The organism is Lentzea sp. NPDC037011, assembly GCF_055607425.1.
The window spans coordinates 764,702-784,215 of the sequence record NZ_JBVJRT010000001.1; the positions used below are offsets into that span (position 1 = coordinate 764,702).

The window sequence follows — 19,514 nt, forward strand, 5'->3', positions numbered from 1 at the left end:
TTTGTTTTGCCACCGAAGTCCCGCACGGGCGCCGGGGTCAAGAAGATCCGGCGCAAGGAAAAGAAGAACGTCTCGCACGGCCAGGCGCACATCAAGAGCACGTTCAACAACACCATCGTGTCCATCACGGACCCGATGGGCAACGTGATCTCGTGGGCGTCCGCCGGCCACGTCGGCTTCAAGGGTTCTCGCAAGTCCACGCCGTTCGCGGCGCAGATGGCTGCCGAGAACGCCGCCCGCAAGGCCGCAGAGCACGGCATGCGCAAGGTGGACGTGTTCGTCAAGGGTCCCGGCTCCGGCCGTGAGACCGCGATCCGTTCGCTGCAGGCCGCCGGTCTCGAGGTCGGCACCATCCAGGACGTGACCCCGCAGCCCCACAACGGCTGCCGCCCGCCCAAGCGGCGCCGGGTCTGAGGCACGGGGAGGAGTAAGAACTAATGGCTCGTTACACGGGACCCGCGACGCGCATCTCGCGTCGCCTGAAGGTCGACCTCGTTGGTGGGGACCAGGCCTTCGAGCGCCGTCCGTACCCGCCCGGCCAGCACGGCCGCGGCCGGGTCAAGGAGTCCGAGTACCTGCTGCAGCTCCAGGAGAAGCAGAAGGCTCGCTACACCTACGGCGTTCTTGAGCGGCAGTTCGTCCGCTACTACAAGGAAGCGGTTCGCCGCCCCGGCAAGACCGGCGAGAACCTGCTCCAGATCCTCGAGGCCCGCCTCGACAACGTGGTGTACCGCGCGGGCCTCGCCCGCACGCGTCGCCAGGCCCGTCAGCTGGTCGCTCACGGTCACTTCCTGGTCAACGGCCACAAGGTGAACATCCCGAGCTACCAGGTGTCGAAGTTCGACATCATCGACGTGAAGCCGAAGTCCATGCCGACGCTGCCCTTCGAGGCTGCTCGCGCGTCCTTCGGTGACCGCCCGATCCCGGCTTGGCTGCAGGTCGTCCCCTCGAACCTGCGCATCCTCGTGCACCAGCTGCCCGAGCGCGCGCAGATCGACACGCCTGTCACCGAGCAGCTCATCGTCGAGCTCTACTCGAAGTGATCCTCTCCGGGCGGCTGTCCCTCGTGGACGGTCGCTCGGGTCGGGTCCCGCATCGGCGCGAAGGGTGTGCCGAGTGCGTTTGCCGGTCTCCGCACCGGCGTCGTGACGGCGTCAAATAGCGGGCGTCGTTGTAGAAAGGTTGAACCCAGTGCTGATTTCCCAGCGCCCCTCGCTCGGCGAGGAAGCGGTCTCCGAGACCCGTTCCCGGTTCGTCATCGAACCGCTGGAGCCGGGCTTCGGCTACACGCTCGGCAACTCGATCCGCCGCACGCTGCTCTCGTCGATCCCCGGTGCTGCTGTCACGAGCATCCGCATCGACGGCGTGCTGCACGAGTTCACCACGGTTCCCGGGGTGAAGGAGGACGTCACCGACGTCATCCTGAACCTGAAGGAGCTCGTCGTCTCGTCCGAGGAGGACGAGCCGGTGACCATGTACCTGCGCAAGCAGGGCCCCGGTGTGGTGACCGCGGGCGACATCGTGCCTCCGGCCGGTGTCACCGTGCACAACCCCGACCTGCACATCGCGACCCTGAACGGCAAGGGGAAGCTGGAGATCGAGCTCGTCGTCGAGCGCGGTCGCGGCTACGTCCCGGCTGTCCAGAACAAGCAGGCGGGCGCCGAGATCGGCCGCATCCCCGTCGACTCGATCTACTCGCCGGTTCTCAAGGTGACGTACAAGGTCGAGGCGACGCGTGTTGAGCAGCGGACGGACTTCGACAAGCTGATCCTCGACGTGGAGACCAAGCCCTCGATCACCCCGAGGGACGCGGTTGCCTCCGCGGGCAAGACCCTGGTGGAGCTGTTCGGCCTCGCTCGCGAGCTGAACATCGACGCCGAGGGCATCGAGATCGGCCCGTCGCCGGCCGAGGCCGACACCATCGCCGCGTTCGCGATGCCGATCGAGGACCTGGACCTCACCGTCCGGTCCTACAACTGCCTCAAGCGGGAAGGCATCCACACCGTCGGCGAGCTGGTTTCGCGCAGCGAAGCGGACCTGCTGGACATCCGCAACTTCGGTGCGAAGTCGATCGACGAGGTCAAGATGAAGCTCGTCGGCCTCGGCCTCGCGCTGAAGGACTCGCCTCCTGGGTTCGACCCGTCCGCCGCCGCGTCGGACTACCACCCGTCCGACACGGGCTGGGGTGCCGGCGCAGGCCTGGACCCCCACGACGACGGCCAGGACTACGCGGAGACCGAGCAGCTCTGAGGCTCTGAACCAGAGCTAGAGGATCTCTTTCAGGTACAGGAGTAAGCGATGCCCACCCCTACCAAGGGCCCCCGGCTCGGTGGGTCCCCGGCACACGAGCGGCTGCTGCTCGCCAACCTGGCGACTGCGCTGTTCGAGCACGGCCGGATCAAGACCACTGAGGCGAAGGCGAAGCGGCTGCGTCCGTACGCCGAGAAGCTGATCAGCAAGGCGAAGGTCGGCGACCTGCACAACCGCCGCGAGATCATGAAGTTGATCCGCGACAAGGACGTCGTGCACAAGCTGATCGCCGAGATCGGTCCGTTCTTCAGCGACCGTTCCGGTGGCTACACCCGCATCACCAAGACGCTGGCGCGCAAGGGCGACAACGCCCCCATGGCCATCATCGAGCTGGTGCAGCAGAAGCTCGTCTCCACCGAGGCCGAGGCTGCGCGCAAGACCAAGTTCGCCAAGGACGAGAAGCCGGCCGCCGCCGAGGCCCCGGTCGTCGAGGCGGACGACGAGGTGAAGGACCAGGACGCCGACGCGCCCGAGTCCGCCACCAAGGACGCCGCCGCGGAGCCCGCTGAGGGCGCCGTCGAGGTTGACGGCGAGCCGTCGGCCGAGGACGTCAAGGCGGAAGAGGCCAAGGACGAGTCCGCCAAGGACAAGTCCTGAGTCTGACCGCTGACGAGCCCGCCGTTCCCGCTTCCGGGGACGGCGGGCTCGTTCGTGTGCGCCTTGATCTCGGTTACGACGGCACCGAGTTCTCCGGCTGGGCCCGCCAGCCCTCCCGCCGGACCGTGTGCGGTGTCCTGGAAGACACCATGTCGATGGTGCTGCGCGAGGACGTCGTCCTGACCGTCGCGGGCCGCACCGACGCCGGTGTGCACGCCTCCGGGCAGGTCGCCCACGCCGACCTGCCCGCGTCCCTGGACGTCGCCGCTTTCCCGAAGCGCCTGGCGCGTGCGCTGCCTTCGGACGTGCGGGTCTTCTCCGCCAGGGTCGTGCCCGCCGCGTTCGACGCGCGGTTCTCGGCCCTGCGCCGCCACTACGAGTACCGCGTGACCGACGCGCCGTTCGGTGCGCACCCGTTGCGCCGCCTGGACACGCTGGCCTGGCCACGCCCCCTGGACGTCGGCGCGATGAACGCCGCCGCGACGTTGTTGCTGGGGGAGCACGACTTCTGCGCGTTCTGCAAACGCCGCGAGGGCGCCACGACGATCCGCGAGCTGCAACGGCTCGAACTGGTCCGTGCCGGGAACGACGGTGTGATCACCGCGTTCGTGTCCGCCGACGCCTTCTGCCACTCGATGGTCAGGTCGCTCATCGGGGCGCTGCTGGCCGTCGGGGAGGGGCGGAAGCCGGTGGAGTGGCCCGGCGGGCTGCTGTCGCTGCACGGGCGGGCCAGCGGGGTCACCGTGGCGCCGGCGCACGGCTTGTCGTTGGTTCGGGTGGACTTCCCGGCCGACGAGGAGCTGGCCGCGCGGGCCGAGGCGACCCGCCGGGTGCGCACCCTGTCCTGAGCTGTCACCGGCCGTGTCCTCCTCCCGCGCAAAGGGGAGGAGCCCCCGGTGGTGCACCGGGGGCTCCGGGAGCGGGATGAGCGTCAGAGCTTCAGGGTCCACGAGTCGATGTGGCCCGTGTCCTGGCTGTAGGCGTCGCGGACCCGCAGGTGCCAGGTGCCGTTGGCGTTCTCGGTGGAGACGTTGACGGAGTAGGTGGCGTTGACGTCGTCGGCGCTGTCACCGCTGGTGGCGACCTTCAGCAGCTTCACGGCGCCCGAGGGGGTGACCAGGGCGAGCTCCAGGTCACCGCGGTAGGTGTGCTTGATGGCGACCTTCACCGAGGCGGTGGCGGTGGCCTTGCCGTTGCACCCGGCGATGGTGATCGGGGAGGTCACCGAGCCCGCGTCGGGGATGGCCGTGTCGGTGTCGTTCGTGACCGCCGGGCACTGGCCGGGCGGGTTGCCGGGGGTGGTGCCGGTGATGTGCAGCAGCTTGTTCGGGGAGCCGGTGCCGGGGTTGGTGACGACGTCGGAGGTGGCGTTCTCCACCAGGGCGTCGCGGACCTGCTGCGGCGTGGCGGCGGGGGAGGAACCGAGGAACACCGCTGCCGCGCCCACCACGTGCGGGGTCGCCATCGAGGTGCCGGAGATGGTGTTCGTGGCGTTGTCGTCGGTCAGCCAGGCGCTGGTGATGCCGGTGCCGGGGGCGAAGATGTCGAGGCACGTGCCGATGTTCGAGAAGCTCGAACGGACGTCGGTGCGCTCGGTGGAGCCGACCGTGATGGCCTCCGGCGTGCGGGCCGGGGAGGTGTTGCAGGCGTTGGAGCCGCTGTCGTTGCCCGCGGCCAGGCCGTAGGTGACGCCGGCGGCGATGGAGCGCTTCACGGCGTCGTCGACGGTCTGGTTCGCGCCGCCGCCGAGGGACATGTTGGCGACCGCGGGCTTGCGGGCCGGGTTGCCCTGCACGTCGGCGGTGACCCAGTCGATGCCGGCGATGACGCCCGCGAACGTGCCGGAGCCCGCGCAGTTGAGGACGCGGACGGCGACGAGCTTCACGTCCTTGGCCACGCCGAAGCGGGTGCCGCCGACCGTGCCGGCGACGTGGGTGCCGTGGCCGTTGCAGTCGGTGGCGTCGTTGTCGTTGTCGACGGTGTCGCGGCCGTGGGAGGCGCGGCCGCCGAAGTCGCTGTGGGTGGTGCGGATGCCGGTGTCGATGATGTAGGCGGTGACGCCGGAGCCCGCGTTCGGGTACGTGTAACTGTTGTCCAGCGGGAGCGCGCGCTGGTCGATGCGGTCGATGCCCCACGACGGGGTCGGCGTCTGCGTGTCGGAGATGCGGACCTCGGCGTCCTGCTCGACGTACGCGACGCTCGGGTCAGCCGCGAGGCGCTTGGCCTGGGTTTCGGACATCGTCGCGGAGAAACCCCGCAAAGCGGACTTGTAGGTGTGTTTCACCTGAGCGTCGTACTTGGCGCTGAGGCTCTCGACACTGGTGGTGCTGAAGTCCTTCAGCACCACGACGTAGCTGTCCTTGACCGCGTTGGACGCACCGAGGTTGCGAATCTCCCCCTCGGGCGCAGCGGTGGCGGAGACGGACGTCAACGCGAGCGCGGTGCCCGCAACCAGTCCGATTCCAGCCGCTCGTCTGAGCCACGATTCACCCATAGCAGCGTTCTCCCTCGTCGCCTGGTCCTGCAGGTGAAGTTTTTCCTAGTGGCGTGGACGGATTGCGCACAAGAAGTTTCACGGATTAAGACGCGTTCGGCCATTCCACAGATTTCGCGCCCGTGTGAATTAGTTGGTGCAGCGGGTCTATGGACAGAACAATGCGGCTTTGGGGAAGCGGACGGCTCGCGCGGCCCGGCCGGCGGTGCCCTCGCCGGTCCTGGAGTCGGTCCAGGTCGGGCCGGTGCGCACGCTCACGGCCGCCACGCAGGGAGAGCGGGCGGTCACGTGGGGCGTTCAAGTGTGGTTGAACATGTTTCACCCGTGCTCTACGTTCAGTTGTGGGAACACAAGTTCTTCTGGGGTTGTTCCCGGAGTTTCGGAACATGGGGCTGGGGGGCTCAGATCGTGCTTCCGCGCGTCGAGAAGATCGATGTCGAATGGCCGGGAAGTGGCCTGTTTTGCCTGGTGAACCGCGTTCGCGGGCGGTGACAGGTCGTCTCGTCAGCGCGTCCCCGGCTTGATTGCGCAATCGAACAACGCACGATGAACAGCGCGCGATGTGCTGTTCCTATTTGGTGACCCTGAATCACTGAGGAGAAACCAGCAATGATTCGTCGCTTCGTTCAGCTGGCTGCGATCACCGGTGCGGCCCTGGCGCTCACGACCTCGACCGCCGGTGCCACGCCGGTTGCGGTGCCGACCGCACCGGGGGTCCTGGCCTGCCACAACGCCGACAACCCCACCAAGACGACGGGCTGGGTGCACGGCAGGGGTTCCGGCAGCTGTGCCCAGGGTGTCGACGTCTTCCTCCAGCGGCTCCGCGCGTGGGGCTGGGTCATCGAGGCCAGCGCCCACTACCAGGGTCCCGGCAGCGCGATCGCGTCCTGGAACTGCTCGGGGTCCGGCCACTACACCTACCGCACGCTCGTCCAGTGGCGCGACGGCGCCGGTGTCCCGCAGAGCTCGATCTCGGGTGAGAGCCGCTTCGAGTGCTGATCAGGCCCGGCACGACCGCGCCCCTGAACGGATCACCGTTCGGGGGCGCGGTTCGTCGGGTCCTCAGTCGCCGCGGCGGACCGCTCCGAGGATCTGCTGCTCGGTGGGCGTGGTGTACAGGCGCAGGTGCGCCCACATGTCCTGGCCCATCGCGATGACCTGGTCGTCCTTCAGCTGGGTCAGCTGCTGGAACATCTGCGGGCGCAGGCGCCACATCTGCCCGGCGAGCTGCGCCTGGCCCATCGGGAGGCGCTGCAGCAGCACCAGGTCCGCGTTGTTCGCCGTCGACGAGGCCTGCGGGTGCAGGTACGGCAGCACGTACATCGTGGTCTGCCACGCCGCCCGCGGCGGGAACAGCTCCTGCGGGACGTGGCCGCCGTCGTGGATGACGAGCAGCGGCATGTCCTCGGTCGGGCGGGGCAGGTCGGCCGGCGACAACCGGCGCAGCTGCACCAGCTGGGACGGGCGGCCGTCCGGGCCCTGGCCCGCCGCGCGCACCACCGGCTGCCAGGCCTGCGGGCGGCCGGTCGCGATGATGATCCACGCACCGGTCGCCATGGCCCGCAGCGCGATCTGGCGGGCCAGGTACAGGCCGCCGACGACCACCATGCGGGTCGGGGTCGGGCGCAGCACGGACACCGTGAGCGGCTCGCCCTTGGTGCCCTGGCCGAGCATCATGCCGCCGCGGTCACCGCTCGGGCTGACCAGGTCGAGCATGGACGGCGACACCAGGAACTCCGGTGCCACCGCGCCGCGGCCGCGGGCGTCCAGCAGACGGGTCGACGTGCTCATGCCACACCTCCCAGCGGCAGCGTCGCGGCGAGACCCGCGAGCTGCATGCCCCGCAACGGGGTCAGCGTGATGTCCAGCTTGTCGCTCAGCTTCGTCAGCTGGTCGTCGGCGCGGTCGAGCTCGCTCGGCGTCCTGGCGCTCACCCGCACCAGGCCGCGCAGCGACACCTGACCGTCCTCGCGCGACGGCGAGATGGACATCGCCAGCGTCGACGAGAGAGCGCGCACACCGGTCAGCGCGTTCAGGTTGCCCTTGAGGCCCTTCGCCGGCCAGCCGGTGATCGCGTAGCTCGCGTGGCCGACGCCGCCGGCCGTGACGCCGGACCACTTCTCCCGCAACGACACGGGGGTGGTGCCGCCGACCGCGGCGGTCAGCTCGGCCGAGGAGATCGCCGCGCGCAGCAGCTCGTCGGAGTCGAGCGGGCGGATCGCCACACCGGCGGACTCCAGCGCGTTGCGGACGCGCGACAGGGCGCCGATCAACGCGCGGTGCGCGCCGACGACGCCGCCGCCGCGTTCGCGGATGGCCTCGCCGCAGCGGCGCGGGTCGAGCCGGACCGTGATCCACGTGGTGCGCCTGGCCGCCGCGGGCAGCGGGCCGAGCACCTCCATGTACGAGCTGAGCGCGGGCGACGACGGCGGGAGCGCCGCGCTGCCGGGGTAGCAGTGCCAGAGCACGGTGATCGCGTCCAGCACCACGCCGCGGTCCTCCAGGCACGGCACCAGCGCGCCGAGGGGCAGCGACGGGGCGGAGCCGACGGCGGAGATCAGCGGCGGCGTCGGGTCGACGAGCAGCACCGCCGTCCACACGCCGTCGTGCCACGACAGCGCGAGCGGGCGGCGTTCGTGGTCGACGCCCTTGGCGATCACCAGGTCCGGGATCGCCAGGCGCAGCAGCGCGACGCGCGGGTCCTCGGCGCCGAGGACCTGCATCTCGTCGTCACCGGGCTTGGACTCCTGCTGCGCCTCGCGGTTCGCGGTGCGGCTGTGCGAGCGGAAGCTGTAGCGCAGCCGGACGCCGATCCACTGGGTCAGCCAGCGCCCCCGCGACCGGGTGAAGGCCACTACCAGCGCGATCAGCAGCACGCCGCCCGCGATCGACAGCGAGACGACGTTCAGGTTGCCCGCAGCGTCCTTCACGCCGACGAGGGTCAGCACGAGGAGTGCGATGGCGAGACCGACCTCGATCGTGACTACGTTCGACACGGGCAAGGAGCCCAGGCTGACGCCGGCCGCCCTGCGCCGGACGCGCCCGACGGGACGGGGAGGCGCCGGTGCCTGCTGGCCAGGAGTCCCCGGACCCTGCGGCCGTGCCATCCCGGGGTTCGGCCGGGGCGGATGTGGAGTGGTCACGGACATCCGTTGTGGTCTCTTTCCCCTCGATGGTCGGTGGGCTTGGCGAACCGGCCCACGGAGCAACCTGCGTCCGGCTATCCTGCCGAACCGTACCGCGACTGGGAGAGCAGCGAGCCGAGAATGGCATCAACACCCACCACCAAGTCACAGGTCCAGGCCTACCAATTCGTCCTGCGGCGGATGCAGTCCGCGCTCGTCCGCAGAGACGCCGTGATGCTGCATGACCCCATGCGCAACCACTCCCGCGCGACATCGGTCGGTGTGATCCTCGGCATCGTCGGTCTGCTCGGCTTCCTGGTGTACGGGTTCTTCAAGCCGGCACCGCGCCTGGACAAGGAAACGCAGATCGCCATCAGCAAGGAGACCGGGCAGGTCTACGTCGTCGACAACGCGACGTCGACCCCCGTGCTGGTGCCGATGACGAACCTCGCCTCGGCACGCCTGCTCTGGTACTCGCGGTCGAACCCGGACCAGGCGCAGAGCGGTGGCGGTGACGCCCCTGGCGGCTCGGTCGGCGGCGCCTCCGGTGGTGCCGCGGGCGGGGAGCCCAAGCTCGTCAGCGAGGCCGCGCTGTCCAAGTACCCGCGCGGGCGCCTCACCGGCCTGCCGGACGCACCGGACGTGCTGCCCAAGCCCGAGACCCGCATCGACGCGCAGTGGTCGGTCTGCGACACCCTCGACCTCGACGCGTTCCGCAGCAACCAGGCGGCGGCCAACCAGATCAAGACCTCCGTCATCGCGGGCGTCAGCGAGGGCAACCCGAAGCTCGGCGACAACGCCGTGCTCGTGCAGCAGCGGACGGGCGCCAAGAAGGCCTACCTGATCTACAAGAAGCCCGAGGGCTTCGACATCTCGTCGTCCACCGTCCGCGCCGAGGTGGACCTCAAGGACGACAAGGTGATGAACGCGCTGAACCTGCGGGGCAAGCAGCCGCGCGCGGTCAGCACGGCGCTGCTCAACTCGATCTCCGAGGCCAAGCCGCTGAAGGCGCCGGTCATCCCGAGGCAGGGCGAGCAGGCCGCCTACGTCACCGAGACCAGGGTCAACATCGGCGACGTCATCTCGGTCAGCCTGACCGGCACCCAGCGGTTCATGGTGGCGCTGGAGGACGGCTTCCAGGAGGTCGGCCAGACGGTCGGCGACCTGCTGCGCTGGGCGTACGCGAACAACAAGAAGGCGACCGAGCTCTCCCCGAGCGCGGTCACGAACAACCTCGAACCGAAGAACAAGCTCGACCTCACGCAGTACCCGGAGAAGACGCCGACCACGATCGAGCCGAACGCGAACAACGCGGTGCTGTGCCTGGGCTGGAAGGGCAAGGACTACGAGTCGCAGAACCGGACCCAGCACGCCATCGACACCTCGGTCACCATCGGTTCCGCGCTGCCGGGCCCGAAGGACATGAGCCCGGTGCAGCTGGGCGCTCCCGGTGCGGCCGGCGAGATCATCGACCAGTTCCTGATGCTGCCCGGCAAGGCGGCGGTCGTGCGGGCGAGCCAGGGCACCGGTGACTTCGGCGCCGGTCCGGTCCACATCGTGACCGGTCGCGGTGTGCGGTACGGCGTTCCGGACGGGGGCACCGCCGCGGCGCTCGGGCTGGAGGGGACGTTCCCACCGGCACCGAACGACATCCTGAACCTGCTGCCGCAGGGCCCGCAGCTCAACCGCGGCGACGCGAACCGCAGCTACGACGCGATCCCCGCGGTCAAGGGCCAGATCAAGGACCCGGCGCAGCAGCAGAAGTGACGGGAACCGTTCCGGGTGCACCGCAGTCGTAGGGGTGCACCCGAGGTGGCACCGTCGTGAAGGGACAGTCCGTGGCCGGTCGAATCGCCGTCAACCCCGAGTGGCTCGAGTCCTACGCCGACCGGATCGACGGCACGACCGACGACCTGCGGCGCGTGCGGGACGCCATGAGGGTGTCACCGCTGCGGCCGGAGTCGTTCGGCGAGGTCGGCAGGGCGCTGGGCAGTGCCCGGGGCTACGCGCGGGCGGCCGAGCTGCTCAACTCCCAGCTCGCCCGCGCCTGCGACACCCTGGACGCGGCGGCCAAGGGGCTGCACGCCGTGGCGGAGCACCACGGGTACAGCGAGGAAGAGGCCGTCCACGGTCTCAAGAAGGCCGATCGCAGGTAGTGGGGAGCTCGAAGGTGGCCGAGGACGGCAGGCAGATCGCGGCCGAGGTGGGTCCCGAGCTCGACTTCCTCTCGCGGGTGAGCCGCAGGCTGGGCGTGGTCGACCTCGTCCACGAGTTCTTCGACCCGCTCGTCGGCGACTGGAACGACCTGCGCGAGGAAGCGGAGCGCTGGCGCAAGGCCGCCAGGGTCACCGAGGCGGTCACCAAGCACGTCGCTGGCCCGCTCGGCGGTGTCGACGCGGCGTGGCAGGGCAGGGACGCCGACGCGTTCCTGGAGCACATGCGCAAGGTCGGGCTCGCCGGCGGCGACATGTCCGACGCGATGACCGCGATGGCCGACGCGCTGGAGGAGACCGCCGACGCGGTGCGCGACATCGTGCGGGACATGGCCCACGTGCTGGCCGACGCCGCGGACTCGGTGTCCGGCGTGGCGGCGCTGCCGCTGGAGGGCGACAACCGGGCGCGCGTGCACATCGAGGACCTCAGGGACCCGGTGCGCGAGCTGTTCGAGTCCGGCCGGCAGGTGCTGGAGGCGTTCCTCGCGCTGTGCGACGGGGTCGCCGGCGTGGAGGGCGGCTTCGGCGCCGTGCGGATGGAGCACCGGTACCCCGAGCAGAACTGGACGTACGCCCCGCCCGCCAAGCCGGCCGTGACGGCACCGGAACCGGCAGGGGCCTCCAAGACGGCGGCCGTGGCGACCGGTGGCGGCGCTCCCGGCTCCGGAGGCGGTGTCGGTGCGAGCGGTGTCGGTGGCAGCGGTGTCGGCGCGGGTGGTGTGGGTGGCACGGGCGCACCGGCCGCGGCGCAGCAGATGCAGTTCGGCGGGGCCACGGGCGTCAGTGAGAGTCTGCCGCCCGCCGAGCAGGGCGCGACGACGGCTGCGGCCGCCGGTGGCCGTTCCGGGGCCGCTCCCGGCGGTGGCGCGATGATGGGCGGCATGGCGCCGATGATGGGCGCGATGGGCGGCGGCGGGCAGCAGGGCGGCGACAAGGAGCACAAGTCGAAGCACCGGCTCACCGGTTCCGTCGAGGACGTGCTCGGCAAGCCGAAGAAGGCCGCTCCCAAGGTCATCGGCGAGGACTGACCCCCGGCGGAACGACAACGGCCCCGCTCGACGTCCGAGCGGGGCCGTTGTCGTTCCGCGGCTAGGCCGTGCCGCCGCGCTTGCGGTTCGAGTTGCGGACGAACAGCGTCAGCGCCAGCAGCACCGCACCGATGCCGATCCCGGACAGCGCCACGATGATCGGCGGCCAGTCCAGGCTCTTCGGCGGCGTGGGCGCGGTGACCATCACCTTCGGCTCCGGCGCTGTGAAGCCCGCGGCCTCCGCCGGGAGCACGGCGGTGAGCGCCGCGACCGGGTTCACCATGCCGTGGCCGGACTTGTGGTCCTTGCCGGTCACGTTGCCCGGCTGCAGCGCCGTCGCCTTCAGCCGCGCCATCACCTGGCGCGCCTTCAGCTCCGGGAACCGCTCGCGCACCAGCGCGGCGATGCCCGCGACGTAGGGCGAGGCGAAGCTGGTGCCCTTGATGTCGCTGGTGCCCTGCGCGGTGACGTTCGCGTTGGTGAGGCCGTCACCCTTGGGGTCGACCGAGATGATGCCCTCGCCGGGGGCGGCGATGCTGACCCACGGGCCCCAGATGCTGAACTCGGAGACCTCGCCGGACCGCGCGATCGACGCCACCGAGAGCACGTCGTCGGCGAACCACGCCGGGGACGAGATCACCTTGACGTTGTTCGGGTCCATGTTGTCGTTCTGGGCCGGGCAGCCGTTGCCCTGATCGTCCTTGTTGCCCGCGGCCGTGACCACCACGACGTCCTGCACGTCCACCGCGTACCGGATGGCGGCTTGCAGGTTCCGGTCGTCCTGGCTGAACCCCTTGGGGGTGCCGCAGTTCGTCAGCGAGATGTTGATGACGCCCGCGCCCTTGTCGGCCGCGCGCACGATCGCCTCGGCCAGCGTCTTGACCTTGCCCGCGCCCTTGCGGGCCTCGTTCGTCGCGTCGCCCTTGAACTCGTAGCGGTCGCTGGTCTGGCGGATGGCCAGGATTCGCGCGTCCGGTGCGGCGCCGACGAAGTCGCCCTCGGTCTTCTTCGCGGCGGCGACGCCGGCCACCTCGGTGCCGTGGCCGTCGCAGTCGTCAGTGCCGTTCTTGGTCTTGTCGACGTAGTCGCCGCCGGGGTCGACGCGGCCGGCGAGCCGCGGGTTGCGGGGGTCGACACCGGTGTCGATGATCGCGATCACGACGTTCTTGCCGGTCGCGAACCGGTGCGCCTCTTCGAGGTTGAGGCTCAGCTGGCCCCACGGCATCTCTTCGATGAGCTCGTTCTTGGTGTCGGACGCCACGCACTCCTTGTTGGTGCGCTTGTACTCCACATCCGGCTGACCGGTGTCCTTCGGCGGCGCGGTACCGGGCGGCAGCGGTGGCGGCTCCGAGTTCACCTTGGGCGCCGAACCCGTCGCCGACGTCGGCGCCGCTGCGGACGTCGAGGACGGCGGTTGCGCTGACGACGGTTGTGCGGCGGAGGCGGCGGCGGGCACCGCTCCCGTCAGCAGCAGCAGTCCGGCGGTCGCAGCCGCCGTGGTGCGCCTGATACCGGTCCTCATGGCGTGATCAGGCTCCGGAAGACGGAGTACATGTCCATGACCGCGAGCGCCAGCGGCACCACGGCGGCGATGAGGATCGCCTCCAGGATGTCCACCGTGCGGCGCAGCGGCGGCGAGAACTTCTGGCCGGGGAAGATCACGCCGAGCACCAGCGCGGCCGCGCCCAGCACGAGCAGCGTGCCGAAGACGAAGACGATCAGGTTGAACTCGGAGGCCTTGGCGATCCAGGCGACCAGGATGCCCGCCGCGGCGAACATGCCGGTCGAGAGCAGCGCCACGGCCTGCGCACCGTTCGCGTACGCACGACCGCGCATCATCAGCACGATCGAGACGACGACGCCGTAGATCGGGCCCCAGACCGTGCCGTCGCCGGACGCGACGATCGCGGCCAGCGCGGCGATCACGCCGGTGCCGATGATCATGCCGGTGAGGTATTCGTGGGCGACGGCCGTGCGGCGCTCGATGACCGCGAACTCCGGGAAGCCGCTGTCCTCCTTGAGGTCCTCCGCGTTCGTCGGCACGACGGGCGGCGGGATCTTGGCGAGCTGCAGCGTGAGCCGGGGCAGCATCGACATCGCGCCCAGCGCCACCGCTCCCGCCGCCGCGGCCACACCGGCCAGCGGGTGCTCGACGAACGTGGCGACGAGGAACGCGAGCGCGGCGATCGTGCCGGCCGTGGCCGCGGCGATGAACACCGTGACGCCCTGGCCGATCAGCAGGATGCCGCCCCACGCGAAGATCATCATGAGCGCGGACGCGAGCAGCATCTTCGGCTCGAAGTTGACGCCCGGCACCGCGTGGAAGCCCGCGACGAACGCCATCGGCAGCGAACCGCACGCGGCGATCAGCACACCGGTCGACACCGCCTTGTAGGCGCGCGCGATGGTCGCGCCCGTGGCGAGCGCGGCGACGGCGGCCACACCGGCGGCGATGGCGGCCGCGAGGGCGCTCCCCTTGCCGGGGGTCACGACCGGGCCGGACAGGAACAGCGCCACCGCGGAGGCGATCAGCGCGAGCGCGCCCGCGAGGTGACCGAACTTCTGCGCGGTCTCCTTCGTCCACGGCCGGAACGAGTCGGGGTCGGACTCGGCGATCGCGTCGACCACGTCGTCGTACAGCGGCGGCGGCGGGTTCTCGTTGCGGCGCCGCAACTGCAGCAGTTCGCCGTCGACCACGCCGAGCGACGCGAGCGTGCGCGCCGGGTCGAGCGGGCTGTCGCCGAGCTTCGCGAGGCACCAGCCGCCGTGCCGGACACCACCGTCCGGAGTGGCCTCCCTCGCCATGTCGAGCAGCATCGGCAGGAGATCGGCCACCGCCACGTCGGCAGGCAGCGCGACGTCGATACGCGTTCGAGGTGCCACCACCGTGACACGGCTGAACACCGTCGTACCGGTCGCCACCAGGGCCCCCTAAGTCAGATCAGCACTTACGAATCAACGGCCCGACCCTATTCGTCCAGCTGGCCGCTCGTCGGGCGGCCCTAGTATGGCCGGACCGACGCCTGTTGCACGTGTGGTTCGCCGGAACCCGTCAGACTGGGTTTTTTCCCGACCCAGCTTCGTCGCGCGCGCGGATGCGCAATAGTGTCGGTTGCTACTGGTGGCGTAACGAGTCGAAGAGGTGCCTGTCAGTTGAGCACGCTGCAGTTCAAGCGAACGGCACGCCTTGCTGCTCCCCGGCCTCCTGGCGGCGAGGTGCACCTCGAGCCGCCACCCGAGGTCCCCAGGATCATCCCCGGCAACATCATGATGAAGGCGATGCCCGTCGTCATGATCGTCGCCTCCGTGGGCATGATGGGCATGATGTTCGTGTACTCGAACAGGCAGCCCATGGCGATGCTCATGCCGGGCATGATGCTCATCTCGACCGTCGGCATGATGGCCAGCGGCATGGGCTCCGGCAAGGGCCAGAAGAAAGCCGAGATGAACGAGGACCGCAAGGACTACCTGCGGTACCTCGGCCAGATGCGCGACCGCGCCCGCGAAGCCGCCGACGAGCAGCGCGCCGAGCGCGAGTGGGTGCACCCGGACCCGCAGCAGCTGTGGTCGCTCGCCACCACCCGGCGCATGTGGGAACGCCGCCAGAACGACCCCGACTTCTGCCACCTGCGCGCGGGACGGGGCTCGCAGCGCCTCGCCACCCGCCTGGTGCCGCCGCAGACCGGTCCCGTCGAGGAGCTGGAGCCGATCGCGACGCTGGCGCTGCGCCGGTTCGTGCGCGCCCACTCGCTCGTCCCCGACCTGCCGATCTCCATCGCTCTGCGCGGGTTCGCCGCCGTCGGCCTGCTCGGCGACATCGAGGACCGCCGCAACCTCGCCCGCGCCCTGCTCGCCCAGCTCGTCACCTTCCACGCCCCTGACGACCTGCTGATCGCGGTCGTCAGCGCGGGCCGCACCAAGCAGCAGTGGGAGTGGGCGAAGTGGCTGCCGCACGTGCAGCACCCCACCGACATCGACGGCATCGGCCAGCGCCGCATGATGGCGAACTCGCTCGCCGAGGTCGAGGCGATGCTCGACGAGTACCTGCGCGACCGGCAGCGGTTCACCCGCAACGCCCCGCCGCCGCCCGACCAGCCGCACATCGTGATCGTGATCGACGACGGCGACATCAGCCGCGAAGAGATGATCATCCTGGAGGAGGGGCTGGTCGGCGTCACGCTGCTCGACCTCTCCGAGTGCCTGGGCAACCTGACCGCCCGCCGCGGTCTGCGCCTGGTCATCGAGAACAACCAGCTGGGCGCCCGTTCCGCGAGCGGCGTCGAGTGGTTCGGCGCACCGGACGGCCTGTCCGTCGTCGAGGCCGAGGCACTGGCCCGCAGGCTCGCCCCGTACCGCATGGGTGCGGCGGGCGACGTCGGCGGCGACGGTGGCGAGGACCCGTTGGCGATGAACAACAACCCGCCGCTGCTCGAGTTCATGGGCATCCCCGGCGACCCGATCACGTTCGACGTGCAGCAGGCGTGGCGGCCCCGGCCCAAGCGCGACCGCTACCGCATCCCGTTCGGCATCGGCGAGCACGGCCAGCAGGTCGAGCTCGACATCAAGGAGGCCGCGGAGGACGGCATGGGCCCGCACGGCCTGTGCATCGGCGCGACCGGTTCCGGCAAGTCGGAGTTCCTCCGCACGCTGGTGCTCGGCCTGCTGGCGTCGCACTCGTCGACCGCGCTCAACATGATCCTCGTCGACTTCAAGGGTGGTGCGACGTTCCTCGGTCTGGACAAGGCACCGCACGTCGCCGCGACGATCACCAACCTGGCCGGCGACCTCAGCCTCGTCGACCGCATGAAGGACGCCATCGCCGGTGAGGTCTCGCGCCGGCAGGAGGTCCTCGCGAAGGGCAACTACAAGAACGTCTGGGACTACGAGAAGGCCCGCGAGAACGGCGCCCAGCTCGACCCGCTGCCCGCGCTCTTCATCTGCATCGACGAGTTCTCCGAGATGCTGACGGCGAAGCCGGACTTCATCGACATCTTCCTCCAGATCGGTCGTGTCGGCCGGTCGCTGCAGATGCACATGCTCCTCGCGTCGCAGCGGCTGGAGGAGGGCAAGCTGCGCGGCCTGGACACGTTCCTCTCGTACCGGATCGGTCTGAAGACGTTCAACGCGGCCGAGTCGCGTGCGGCGATCGGCGTGCCCGACGCCTACGAGCTGCCGCCGATCCCGGGCTCCGGCTACCTCAGCGTGCAGGGCATGCCGCTGACCAGGTTCAAGGCGCTCTACGTCTCGGGCACCTACCGGCCGTCCGGCATGCAGTCCGCCGGTGAGTCGGTGGCCGTGCGCAGCGACAAGCGCCCGCGGTTCTTCGTGCCGGACTTCATCGAGATGCCGAAGGAGCCGGAGCGCCCCGTCGAGCCGGTCGCGGTCGCGGCCGCACCGGTCAAGGAGGACGCGAACGAGCCGACGCAGCTCGAGCTGATCGTCGACCGCCTCGTCGGCCAGGGCCCGCCCGCGCACGAGGTGTGGCTGCCGCCGCTCAACGAGCCGCCGACGATGGACACGATGCTGCCGCCGCTCGACGTGACGCCGGACCGGGGCCTCACGCCGCCGCAGTACCCGGCCAACGGCATGCTGCAGATCTCGGTCGGCGTGGTCGACAAGCCGTTCGAGCAGCGCCGCGACCTGCTGTGGGCCGACTTCTCCGGTGCCGCGGGCCACGGTGCGGTCGTCGGCGGCCCGCAGTCGGGCAAGTCGACGCTGCTGCGGTCGATCATCGCCTCGATGGCGCTCACGCACACCCCGCAGGAGGCGCAGTTCTACTGCATCGACCTCGGTGGTGGCACGCTCGCCGCGATGGAGAACCTGCCGCACGTCGGTGGCTTCGCCGGCCGTCTCGACGTCGACAAGGTCCGCCGCATGGTGGCCGAGCTGCAGACCCTGATCACCGAGCGCGAGCTGCGGTGGCGCGAGCAGCGGATCGACTCGATGGTCGAGTTCCGCAACCGCAAGCGCCGCGGTGAGATCAAGGACGACCACTTCGGCGACGCGTTCCTGGTCGTCGACGGCTGGATGAACTTCCGCCAGGAGTTCGAGATGGTCGAGCCGCAGATCCAGGCGCTCGCCGCCCAGGGTCTGTCCTACGGCGTGCACGTGATCGTCGCCGCGAACCGGTGGGCGGAGATCCGGCCCGCGATGAAGGACCTCCTCGGCACCCGCTTCGAGCTGCGCCTCGGTGACCCGAGCGAGTCCGAGATCGACCGCAAGGTCGCGGCCAACGTGCCCCCCGGCCGTCCCGGTCGCGGTCTGACCGGCGACAAGCTGCACTTCCTCACGGCACTGCCGCGCATCGACACCTCGCAGGACCCGACCACGATCTCCGCGGGTGTCCAGGACCTCGACGCCAAGCTCAACCAGGCCTGGCAGGGCCCGCGCGCGCCGCAGGTGCGGATGCTGCCCGACGTGCTGGAGCACGCGCAGCTCATGGCGCAGGTCCAGCAGGTCAACCCCAACCGCGGCCACCTGGTCCCGGTCGGCGTCAACGAGGACGAGCTCGCGCCGGTCTACTTCGACTTCGACGCGGACCCGCACTTCATGGCGCTGGCCGACGGCGAGTCGGGCAAGACGAACATCCTGCGCACGATCGTCCGCGGCATCATGCAGAGCTACACCTCCTCGGAGGCGCTGATCGTCCTCGCGGACTACCGCCGCACGATGCTCGGCTTCATCGACACCGACCACCTCCTGACCTACGCCGTGTCGTCGACCCAGTTCGCCGACACGATCAAGGAGGTGCGCGGTTCGCTCGGCCGCCGCATGCCCGGCCCGGACGTCACCCAGGAACAGCTCAAGAACCGCTCCTGGTGGACCGGCCCCGAGGTCTTCGTCGTCGTGGACGACTACGACCTCGTCGCCCCGCAGGGCGCCGCGAACCCGCTGCAGCCGATCGCCGAGTTCATCCCGCAGGCCAAGGACGTCGGTCTGCACGTGGTCGTCGTCCGCCGCATGGGTGGTGCCTCCCGCGCCATGTACGACCCGGTGATGGGCAAGCTGAAGGAGATCGCGGCCCCGATCTTCGTCGGCTCCGGCTCGAAGGAGGAGGGCGCGATCATCGGCACGCTGAAGCCGTCGCCCCAGCCTCCCGGCCGCGGCACCCTGGTGACCCGCAAGCACGGTCAGCAGCGCATCCAGTTCGCCTGGATCGCTCCGGACTAGCCGTTCCGCCCGGTGGCCCCCGTCGTTCCGCGGCGGGGGCCGCTCCGGTTTCCGGCACGGAGAAAGGCCCTCGTGGACCGGTGCACGTGAAAAGGGCCCGCAGCCGAAGCTGCGGGCCCACCGAACAGCAGGGGACTGTCCGGTTCCCCCCAAGAACCGACGCCCTTCCGGTCCGACCCACTGGGGAGGGCCGATCCGGCAGGACCACGACGGTCGCGACACCCCCCAGGGCTTGCGTTGCCGCTCTCGTCGTCCGGCTGAGGAGAACTCTGCCCGACGGCGCTCACACTCCGGTCACACCGCGAGCACGCGTCGCCGGGGCTGCTGGAGAGGCCGGTCCGGCCACGGTGAAGAGGGAGGTAACCGCGGTCGAACCGGCCACGCACATGGTCTCCGCGGACGCTCACAATCCGGTCACACAGGGGGGAACGTGGTAGGGCCTGTGTCGAGGTCCATGTTCGCGATAGCCGGGCCTGAGGCGGCCCCTGGGGGCACGGGCGACCAGCCCACATACAACACCGGTATGCGGGCTGGTCGCCCGCACCGCCAGGAACCACCTCAGGCGCGACTCTCATCG

At 70.2% G+C, this 19,514-nt stretch carries 15 protein-coding genes; 10 read left to right on the forward strand and 5 right to left on the reverse strand.

Annotated features, from left to right (window positions below; all coding sequences use genetic code 11):
• The first annotated feature begins 6 nt into the window (after positions 1–6).
• The 5 genes from rpsK to truA all read left to right on the forward strand — a co-directional run bounded on the left by rpsK (position 7) and on the right by truA (position 3,755).
• Positions 7–414 carry a 30S ribosomal protein S11 gene (gene rpsK, locus ACZ7CH_RS03995; RefSeq protein WP_086669042.1) on the forward strand — a complete coding sequence of 136 codons (408 nt, stop codon included), beginning with the start codon at positions 7–9 and terminating at the stop codon, positions 412–414.
• A 23-nt stretch (positions 415–437) separates the two neighbouring features.
• On the forward strand, positions 438–1,043 hold the full coding sequence (gene rpsD / locus ACZ7CH_RS04000; protein WP_089915251.1) for a 30S ribosomal protein S4: 606 nt from the start codon (positions 438–440) through the stop codon (positions 1,041–1,043).
• Positions 1,044–1,191: 148 nt separating this feature from the next.
• Positions 1,192–2,250 carry a DNA-directed RNA polymerase subunit alpha gene (locus ACZ7CH_RS04005; protein ID WP_053733132.1) on the forward strand — a complete coding sequence of 353 codons (1,059 nt, stop codon included), beginning with the start codon at positions 1,192–1,194 and terminating at the stop codon, positions 2,248–2,250.
• Positions 2,251–2,298: 48 nt separating this feature from the next.
• Positions 2,299–2,907: a 50S ribosomal protein L17 gene (gene rplQ / locus ACZ7CH_RS04010; RefSeq protein ID WP_458430189.1), complete on the forward strand. Its 609-nt coding sequence runs from the start codon at positions 2,299–2,301 to the stop codon at positions 2,905–2,907.
• Between the two features lie 56 nt (positions 2,908–2,963).
• Positions 2,964–3,755 carry a tRNA pseudouridine(38-40) synthase TruA gene (gene truA / locus ACZ7CH_RS04015; RefSeq protein ID WP_360395747.1) on the forward strand — a complete coding sequence of 264 codons (792 nt, stop codon included), beginning with the start codon at positions 2,964–2,966 and terminating at the stop codon, positions 3,753–3,755.
• 83 nt (positions 3,756–3,838) lie between these two features.
• Here truA and ACZ7CH_RS04020 read toward each other — a convergent pair whose 3' ends face one another.
• Positions 3,839–5,401 carry a S8 family peptidase gene (locus ACZ7CH_RS04020; RefSeq protein ID WP_470373105.1) on the reverse strand — a complete coding sequence of 521 codons (1,563 nt, stop codon included), beginning with the start codon at positions 5,399–5,401 and terminating at the stop codon, positions 3,839–3,841.
• A 609-nt stretch (positions 5,402–6,010) separates the two neighbouring features.
• Here ACZ7CH_RS04020 and ACZ7CH_RS04025 point away from each other — a divergent pair.
• A complete protein-coding gene (locus ACZ7CH_RS04025) occupies positions 6,011–6,400 on the forward strand; it encodes a hypothetical protein (protein ID WP_360395749.1) in 390 nt (129 codons plus the stop codon).
• Between the two features lie 63 nt (positions 6,401–6,463).
• On the opposite strand, the gene ACZ7CH_RS04030 is transcribed toward ACZ7CH_RS04025, so the two are convergent.
• Positions 6,464–7,192: a hypothetical protein gene (locus tag ACZ7CH_RS04030; protein WP_360395751.1), complete on the reverse strand. Its 729-nt coding sequence runs from the start codon at positions 7,190–7,192 to the stop codon at positions 6,464–6,466.
• Positions 7,189–8,397 carry a type VII secretion protein EccE gene (eccE, locus tag ACZ7CH_RS04035; RefSeq protein ID WP_360395753.1) on the reverse strand — a complete coding sequence of 403 codons (1,209 nt, stop codon included), beginning with the start codon at positions 8,395–8,397 and terminating at the stop codon, positions 7,189–7,191. The genes ACZ7CH_RS04030 and eccE overlap by 4 nt, the downstream gene beginning before the upstream one ends.
• 270 nt (positions 8,398–8,667) lie before the next feature.
• Here eccE and eccB point away from each other — a divergent pair, with 270 nt between their 5' ends.
• From eccB to ACZ7CH_RS04050, 3 genes are read left to right on the forward strand one after another with little or no spacing between them, the layout of a single operon-like run.
• Positions 8,668–10,293 (forward strand): type VII secretion protein EccB, encoded by a 1,626-nt coding sequence (gene eccB, locus ACZ7CH_RS04040; RefSeq protein WP_458430190.1) that lies wholly within the window; start codon positions 8,668–8,670, stop codon positions 10,291–10,293.
• Between the two features lie 56 nt (positions 10,294–10,349).
• Positions 10,350–10,682: a hypothetical protein gene (locus tag ACZ7CH_RS04045; RefSeq protein ID WP_458430191.1), complete on the forward strand. Its 333-nt coding sequence runs from the start codon at positions 10,350–10,352 to the stop codon at positions 10,680–10,682.
• A gap of 14 nt (positions 10,683–10,696) precedes the next feature.
• A complete protein-coding gene (locus ACZ7CH_RS04050; RefSeq protein ID WP_470373106.1) occupies positions 10,697–11,767 on the forward strand; it encodes a WXG100 family type VII secretion target in 1,071 nt (356 codons plus the stop codon).
• Positions 11,768–11,828: 61 nt separating this feature from the next.
• Here ACZ7CH_RS04050 and mycP read toward each other — a convergent pair whose 3' ends face one another.
• Positions 11,829–13,289 carry a type VII secretion-associated serine protease mycosin gene (gene mycP, locus ACZ7CH_RS04055; RefSeq protein ID WP_360395759.1) on the reverse strand — a complete coding sequence of 487 codons (1,461 nt, stop codon included), beginning with the start codon at positions 13,287–13,289 and terminating at the stop codon, positions 11,829–11,831.
• Complete coding sequence (gene eccD / locus ACZ7CH_RS04060; protein WP_470373107.1) at positions 13,286–14,689, reverse strand: type VII secretion integral membrane protein EccD; 1,404 nt, start codon at positions 14,687–14,689, stop codon at positions 13,286–13,288. Before eccD ends, mycP begins: the two co-directional genes overlap by 4 nt.
• Positions 14,690–14,920: 231 nt before the next feature.
• Between eccD and eccCa the strand changes: the two genes are divergently transcribed.
• Positions 14,921–18,937, forward strand: coding sequence for a type VII secretion protein EccCa (eccCa, locus tag ACZ7CH_RS04065; protein ID WP_360395762.1), 4,017 nt, complete (start codon positions 14,921–14,923; stop codon positions 18,935–18,937).
• Positions 18,938–19,514 lie beyond the last annotated feature (577 nt).

Coding starts and splice junctions, on each gene's coding strand:
- rpsD (WP_089915251.1), top strand. CDS start 438: ATGGCTCGTTACACGGGACCCGCGACGCGCATCTCGCGTCGCCTGAAG.
- rplQ (WP_458430189.1), top strand. CDS start 2,299: ATGCCCACCCCTACCAAGGGCCCCCGGCTCGGTGGGTCCCCGGCACAC.
- ACZ7CH_RS04020 (WP_470373105.1), bottom strand. CDS start 5,401: ATGGGTGAATCGTGGCTCAGACGAGCGGCTGGAATCGGACTGGTTGCG.
- ACZ7CH_RS04025 (WP_360395749.1), top strand. CDS start 6,011: ATGATTCGTCGCTTCGTTCAGCTGGCTGCGATCACCGGTGCGGCCCTG.
- ACZ7CH_RS04030 (WP_360395751.1), bottom strand. CDS start 7,192: ATGAGCACGTCGACCCGTCTGCTGGACGCCCGCGGCCGCGGCGCGGTG.
- eccB (WP_458430190.1), top strand. CDS start 8,668: ATGGCATCAACACCCACCACCAAGTCACAGGTCCAGGCCTACCAATTC.
- mycP (WP_360395759.1), bottom strand. CDS start 13,289: ATGAGGACCGGTATCAGGCGCACCACGGCGGCTGCGACCGCCGGACTG.